Source organism: Streptomyces sp. ICN903, assembly GCF_022015835.1.
GTDB lineage: Bacteria > Actinomycetota > Actinomycetes > Streptomycetales > Streptomycetaceae > Streptomyces > Streptomyces fenghuangensis.
On sequence record NZ_JAKMAY010000338.1, the window covers coordinates 1 to 5,741 of the forward strand.

Here is a 5,741-nt window from a genome sequence, read left to right on the forward strand (position 1 = left end):
CCCAGTGTCCCGCCCCCCGTATCCGTCCCCGGCGCTCCGCCGTCGGCGCGGCGGCCCGGCGGGGCACCGCCCAGGCTATCCCGCCCACCGGGCGGGCCGGGCGAACGAGCCGGTGAGCGTGGGACGATGACGCCCGGTCGGCCGGAGTCTCCACCGGCCCGGGGCAGGGGGTGGACCCATCGCTGTTCGTGTGCTGGTCGTCGACGACCAGGCCGTCGTCCGCGCGGGCTTCGCCGCGATCGTCGACGCCGAACCGGACCTGTCGGTCGTCGGCGAGGCGGGCGACGGCGCCACGGCCGTGGAACTGGCCGCGGAACTCGGCCCCGACGTGGTGCTGATGGACATCCGGATGCCCGGCATGGACGGGTTGACGGCCACCCGGCTGATCGCCGGCGGCCCGAGCGGGGCCCGTGTCCTGGTGCTCACCACCTTCGACCTGGACTCCTACGTCTTCGAGGCCCTGTGCGCCGGGGCATCCGGATTCCTGCTCAAGGACGCCCGGGCCGATGATCTCCTGGCCGCCGTCCGCGTCGTCGCCTCCGGCGACGGCATCCTGGCGCCGGCGGTGACCGGCCGCCTCATCGCCGCCTTCGCACAGGGCGCGCCGGTCCGTCCCGAGGCGGGCAGGGCGCTGGAGCGGCTCACGCCCCGCGAGCGGGAGGTGCTGCTCCTGGTCGCCTCGGGGCTGACCAACGCCGAGATCGGCGAGCGCCTGGGAGTCTCCACGGGAACGGTCAAGACCCACGTGAACGCGCTGTTCGGCAAGTTGGGGCTGCGCGACCGGGTCCAGGCGACCATCCTGGCGTACGACACCGGGCTGATCAGGCCGCGCACCACCTCCACGGGGTAGACGCCGGCCCGCACTCCGCCGTACGGAGGACCGCCCGCGGCGCCGGCCCGTCCGGCCGTCCGGCCGCTGGTACGAGGCCCCTCTACCCACGGGTGGAGAAGGGGTTCCTGCCAGCGGCCGAGGAATCCGCTGGCCACCCGGCGCGATCCTGGATCCACGGGCCGACACGGCCCACCGGCCCCGCACCGCCGGCCGGGCGGACGGCACATGCCGTCCGCCCGGCCGGTGAGCGCCGCGACCCTCGTGGAACGCGCGGCACGACGGGCGGCGGACGACGAGCGAGACGGAAGAGACGGGTGAGCGAAATGGCCGTGCACGACGGTACGCGGGGCGATGGGGACGGGAACGGCAGGGGGCGGATCCCCGCACGGATCTCGGGCATCGCGGACAACCGGCCCGCCCGGATCTATCTGGCCGTGTGCGCCGCCCTGGTGTTGTGGGTCGCGCTGGACGCGGCGTTCGTCCCGCACGAGGACGCCTCGCTGGCGGGGGTGTGGCCCGTGGCGGCCACCGCCCCGACCAGTCTGCTCGCCCTCGCCGTGCCGCTGCCGGACGGTCCCGTGGGAGCGGCGCTCCTGCTCGGCCTGGTCTCCCTGGCCGCCGTGGTCAACGCCGGGGTCCTCAGCGCCGTGCTCCGCCGGTTCCGCACCCGCGCCGCCCGGGCCTGAGGCGCTCCGCGGGCGGCGGTGCGACGCCGCCGCCCGCGGGGAGCGCGTGCTCCCGCGTTCGGCGCCGGCGGTGTGTGATGCTGGGCGGGACCATGCCGGTCGGACGGCGTACAGCGACGTACAGCGATGTGCCGAGGAGTGCCACCCATGTCGAAGCCACCGCTCCCCGAAGCGGCCGTGACCATGCTGAAGAAGGCCAACCCGGCCGTCATCACGACCCTGCGGTCGGACGGCCAGCCGGTGTCCACCGCCACCTGGTACCTGTGGGAGGACGGCCGGGTGCTGGTCAACATGGACGAGGCCCGCAAACGGCTGCGGCACGTGCGTGACGATCCCCGTGTCACCCTCACCGTGCTCGACGAGGGCAACTGGTACACGCACGTCAGCCTCATCGGCCGGGTGGCCGAGATCCGCGACGATCCGGAGCTCGCCGACATCGACCGGCTGGCCCGCCACTACCTGGGCGAGCCGTATCCGCGGCGGGACCGCCGCCGCGTCAGCGCCTGGATCGAGATCGACCGCTGGCACGGCTGGGGCTCCCTGAAGGACAGCGACCAGCCCGGATGACGCCCCCGGCCGTGCCCGCGCCGCGAGGCGCGGCCTAGGCGCCCGCGAGCCGGCAGGAGTGTTCTTCTCCGTACGGGGCACCGGTCGATGACAGCCCGGTTCGGTTGTTTCAGGAGGCACCGTGACGGAAACCGTCGTTCTCATCCTCGGCCTGGTGGTCGCGCCCATCGCCGCCCTTGCCCTGCTCACCTGGGGGCTGAACGGCACCGTGTGGCTGCTGGACCGCCTCGCCGGCCGGAGGCGGCCGGCGGCGCGGACCGTGCGGTGGCGGGCGCCGGAGGCGAACCCGGGCGGCGGCGCCGGCACCCTTCCCCGCTGACTCCCCGCCGGCCCCCGCGCTGACCCTGCCGGGGCATGGACGGGCGAATCGGGCATGGCGCCCGGCCCGGCCGGTCACACGTCGGAACATGAACGATTCACCGAGCACACCTTCCGCCGACGACCCGGCGGACGAACAGGCCGTCCGGCGCCTGGTACCGGTCTGGCTGGAGGAGGCCGCCCGCCACGACGCGGAGGCGGCCGGGCGGGCCCGGCAGGAGTGGGAACAGGGCCGCCTGTCCTCCGACGCCGCGAGGGAACTGGCCGACTGGGTGACGGCCCGGGTCACCGACACCGGGTTCAACGAGGACGAGGGGCCTTCCAGGCAGGGGCCCGCGCACGTCAGCGTGGCCGACAAGGCCGCGGTCCACCGGTGGCTCGCCGCCCGGGGGCACGACGTGTGAGGCGGCGCCGGGCTGCCGGAGCGGGGCGGCGGCTCAGGTCCAGGTGTACTTGTCCCCGCCCACCCACCGCACGGTGGCCGGGTCGTCCAGGTCCACCGGGCTCAGCCCCGCGTCGTACGCCAGCCGGACCACGTCGGTGATGTCGTGGGCGAGGCCGACCGTCCCGTCACCGAGCTGGACCGTGCGGAACGGCCGGTCCCCGTGTGTCACGCCCCAGACGATGATCGGGGGCTGCGACGGCTTCTCGTCGGTCACGCCCTCCATCGTGGACCGGCGCGGCCCGTCCCGCATCCCGGCCCCCGGCCTGCCCGCGGTCGGGGGCCGGGATGCGGAGCGGGGTGGTCCGGCCGGATCAGCCGGACCCGCTTCCGATCAGTGACCGGTGGGACTCCTGCAGTCCCTCGGGCAGGTCTCCGGGGGCGAACCACCTGGCCTCCAGGATCTCGAGGGGATCGGCCCGGAGGGTGCCACCGGTGAGCCGGGCCTCGTAGGCGACCTCCGCCCGCAGCCGGTACCCACTGGTGAGACGGACGAGTTCGCCGACGCGCACGTCGAGTCCGGTCTCCTCGCGCACCTCGCGGACGACGGTCTCCTGGAAGGTCTCGCCCTTCTTCGCATAGCCCGTCGGCAGGCCCCACGGGCGGTCCTCGCGCCACATGCGGTGCCGCAGCAGGAGCACGTTGCCGTCCGCGTCCCGTACGACGCCGGTGACGCCCACCATGAACTTCGGATTGGCCAGCCACAGCAGGCGCCACTGCAGCGGTCCGCCGATGCGGTGCCAGATCCGGGCGACGATCCTCTTCACGGCCTCTTCTCCTTCGGCAGGTCCGGCACGGGCCGCCCTCCGCGCCGCACCGGTGCGGAAGGCGCCGCCGCCCACGATGGCGCATCCGCCGCCCCCCGCGCGCCAGGCACTCGGGACGGGGCGCTGCGCGCCACCCGCCGACGAGGGTCTCCGGCCCATCTTCCCTGCCGGGAAACGGACTTGAACGTGTTCAAAAACAGGTCTACAGTCCGTGGCAACAGCTTTTTGAACACGTTCAAAGAGCGCTTCACGAAGGGGCGGGGCATGGACCTCACCGTGGTCACGTATGTCGTCTACCTGGCCGTCAGCATCGGTCTGACGGTCTGGGTGGCACGCACGCTCAGCAGGAACGGGCAGATCTTCCTGGAGGACGTCCTGCGCGGGAACGAGAAACTCGCGGACGCCGTGAACCACCTGCTGGTGGTCGGGTTCTACCTCGTCAACCTCGGCTTCGTCGCCCTGTATCTGCGGGTCGGGGCCCCGGTGGACGACACCAGGGGGGTGTTCGAGGCGCTTTCGAGGCAACTGGGCGTGGTGCTGCTGGTCCTCGGCGTGCTGCACCTGGGGAACGTCTACGTGCTGAACCGGATCCGGCGGCGGGGCGCGATGGAGCGGGAGCAGACGCCCCCGGTGCCGCCGCAGGACTGGACCGCTCCGGCCACCGGGGCGTGACGGGCGTGGCGGGCGTGACGGACGTGACGGGAAAGGCCGCCGGGCACGGGGGCGCCGCGGGCGTCCCGGTACGCCGGCTGACGGTGCTGTACGACGCGGGCTGCCCGCTGTGCCGGCACATCCGCGACTGGCTGGCGCGGCAGCGCAAGCTCGTCCCCCTCGATCTGGTGCCCGCAGGCTCGGACGAGGCGCGGCGCAGGCTGCCGGGACTCGACCACGGCCGCACCCTGGAGGAGATCACGGTCGTGGGGGACGGCGGACAGGTCTACCGGGGGCCGGCCGCCTGGATCGTGTGCCTGTGGGCCCTGGCCGGTTACCGGTCCGCGGCCCACCGGCTCAGCACCCCGGCGGGCGCACCGCTGGCGCGCGCGGCGGTGCTCGCCGCGGCGAAGTACCGGCGAGCGGTGCGCGGGCCGGACGGGGACGGCGACTGGGAGGGCGGCTGGGGCGGGACGGCCTACCGCGCGGACGACGGCTGGAGCTACGACCCCGGCACGGGCTGGACCTTCACCGGCCGGACTCCGGCCTCCTCCCTTCCCCCGGCCTGCGGGGGAGACTGTCCGGCGCCCGATTAGGCTCACCCGTGTGGAAGCAGCACCGAGATCCGTACGCGAGGACGCCGCGGCCGGCTCCTCCGAACCCACCGCGGCCCCCGGAGCCGGGAAGCGGGGCGAGCCGGAGAAGGCCGCCGGGCCCGCCCGGCGGCCCAGGAGCGAGCAGACGCGGGCCCTCATCCTGGAGACCGCCCTGCGCCTGTTCCGCGAGCGCGGCTACGACCGTACGACGATGCGCGCCATCGCCCAGGAGGCCGGGGTCTCGGTCGGCAACGCGTACTACTACTTCGGCAGCAAGGAGCACCTGATCCAGGGCTTCTACGACCGGATCACCGAACAGCACCAGGCGGCCGCCGAGGCCGTCCTGGACGGTGAGAGGGACCTCGCGGCACGCATCCGCGGGGTCCTCCTCGCCTGGCTGGACATCGCCGAGCCGTACCACGAGTTCGCGGCCCAGTTCTTCAAGAACGCCGCCGACCCCGACAGTCCGCTCAGCCCCTTCTCCGCGGAGTCCGAGGGCCCGCGGGAGGCGTCGATCGAGGTCCACCGCAGGGTCCTGGCGGGTGCGGACACCGCCTACGATCCCGAACTCGCCGAGCAGTTGCCCCGGTTGCTCTGGCTCCAGCAGATGGGCATGGTCCTGTTCTGGGTCTACGACCGCTCCGAGGGCTCGGCCAACAGCCGCCGTCTGGCCGAGCGCGTGGCGCCGATCGTGGCCCGCGCGATATCCCTGACCCGCTTCCGCCTGCTGCGGCCCCTGGTGCGCGAGACCCACGAACTGCTCAGCGACTTCATGCCGACGGCGGCGGGTATGGCCGCGAACGGGCCGCAGCGCGAGGAGCCGGAGAAGGCGGGCAGGCGGGCGGGGCGGCGGACGGGAAGGAAGGCGGAGGAGAGGAGGAC

Annotated in this window: 10 protein-coding genes; 8 read left to right on the forward strand and 2 right to left on the reverse strand. The window is 74.0% G+C overall.

The features are described 5' to 3' along the window. The first annotated feature begins 178 nt into the window (after nt 1–178). From L7D48_RS24870 to L7D48_RS24890, 5 genes are all read left to right on the forward strand, one after another. A complete protein-coding gene (locus tag L7D48_RS24870) occupies nt 179–850 on the forward strand; it encodes a response regulator transcription factor (protein ID WP_237882716.1) in 672 nt (223 codons plus the stop codon). 305 nt (nt 851–1,155) lie between these two features. Continuing rightward, nucleotides 1,156–1,518, forward strand: a complete 363-nt coding sequence (locus L7D48_RS24875; protein ID WP_237882719.1) for an SCO4225 family membrane protein — start codon at nt 1,156–1,158, stop codon at nt 1,516–1,518. Between the two features lie 147 nt (nt 1,519–1,665). After that, entirely contained in the window at nt 1,666–2,085 is a 420-nt protein-coding gene (locus L7D48_RS24880) for a PPOX class F420-dependent oxidoreductase (protein ID WP_237882703.1), read from the forward strand. A gap of 121 nt (nt 2,086–2,206) precedes the next feature. Next, entirely contained in the window at nt 2,207–2,404 is a 198-nt protein-coding gene (locus L7D48_RS24885; protein WP_237882705.1) for a hypothetical protein, read from the forward strand. A gap of 88 nt (nt 2,405–2,492) precedes the next feature. Further along, nucleotides 2,493–2,807 (forward strand): hypothetical protein, encoded by a 315-nt coding sequence (locus L7D48_RS24890; RefSeq protein WP_237882708.1) that lies wholly within the window; start codon nt 2,493–2,495, stop codon nt 2,805–2,807. A 33-nt stretch (nt 2,808–2,840) separates the two neighbouring features. On the opposite strand, the gene L7D48_RS24895 is transcribed toward L7D48_RS24890, so the two are convergent. After that, nucleotides 2,841–3,071 carry a hypothetical protein gene (locus L7D48_RS24895; protein WP_237882721.1) on the reverse strand — a complete coding sequence of 77 codons (231 nt, stop codon included), beginning with the start codon at nt 3,069–3,071 and terminating at the stop codon, nt 2,841–2,843. A gap of 88 nt (nt 3,072–3,159) precedes the next feature. Then, nucleotides 3,160–3,612 carry an NUDIX domain-containing protein gene (locus tag L7D48_RS24900; protein ID WP_237882710.1) on the reverse strand — a complete coding sequence of 151 codons (453 nt, stop codon included), beginning with the start codon at nt 3,610–3,612 and terminating at the stop codon, nt 3,160–3,162. A gap of 264 nt (nt 3,613–3,876) precedes the next feature. Between L7D48_RS24900 and L7D48_RS24905 the strand changes: the two genes are divergently transcribed. The 3 genes from L7D48_RS24905 to L7D48_RS24915 all read left to right on the forward strand — a co-directional run. After that, complete coding sequence (locus L7D48_RS24905; RefSeq protein WP_237882712.1) at nt 3,877–4,284, forward strand: hypothetical protein; 408 nt, start codon at nt 3,877–3,879, stop codon at nt 4,282–4,284. A 23-nt stretch (nt 4,285–4,307) separates the two neighbouring features. Beyond that, nucleotides 4,308–4,859, forward strand: a complete 552-nt coding sequence (locus L7D48_RS24910; RefSeq protein ID WP_237882723.1) for a DCC1-like thiol-disulfide oxidoreductase family protein — start codon at nt 4,308–4,310, stop codon at nt 4,857–4,859. Nucleotides 4,860–5,016: 157 nt separating this feature from the next. Then, nucleotides 5,017–5,741 (forward strand): TetR family transcriptional regulator (locus L7D48_RS24915; RefSeq protein WP_374493657.1); only part of this gene is annotated, 725 nt, incomplete at its 3' end.

Bases quoted from the DNA above. Each gene is read 5' to 3' on its own strand.
- L7D48_RS24875 (WP_237882719.1), top strand. From the start codon at position 1,156: ATGGCCGTGCACGACGGTACGCGGGGCGATGGGGACGGGAACGGCAGG.
- L7D48_RS24895 (WP_237882721.1), bottom strand. From the start codon at position 3,071: ATGGAGGGCGTGACCGACGAGAAGCCGTCGCAGCCCCCGATCATCGTC.
- L7D48_RS24905 (WP_237882712.1), top strand. From the start codon at position 3,877: ATGGACCTCACCGTGGTCACGTATGTCGTCTACCTGGCCGTCAGCATC.
- L7D48_RS24880 (WP_237882703.1), top strand. From the start codon at position 1,666: ATGTCGAAGCCACCGCTCCCCGAAGCGGCCGTGACCATGCTGAAGAAG.
- L7D48_RS24890 (WP_237882708.1), top strand. From the start codon at position 2,493: ATGAACGATTCACCGAGCACACCTTCCGCCGACGACCCGGCGGACGAA.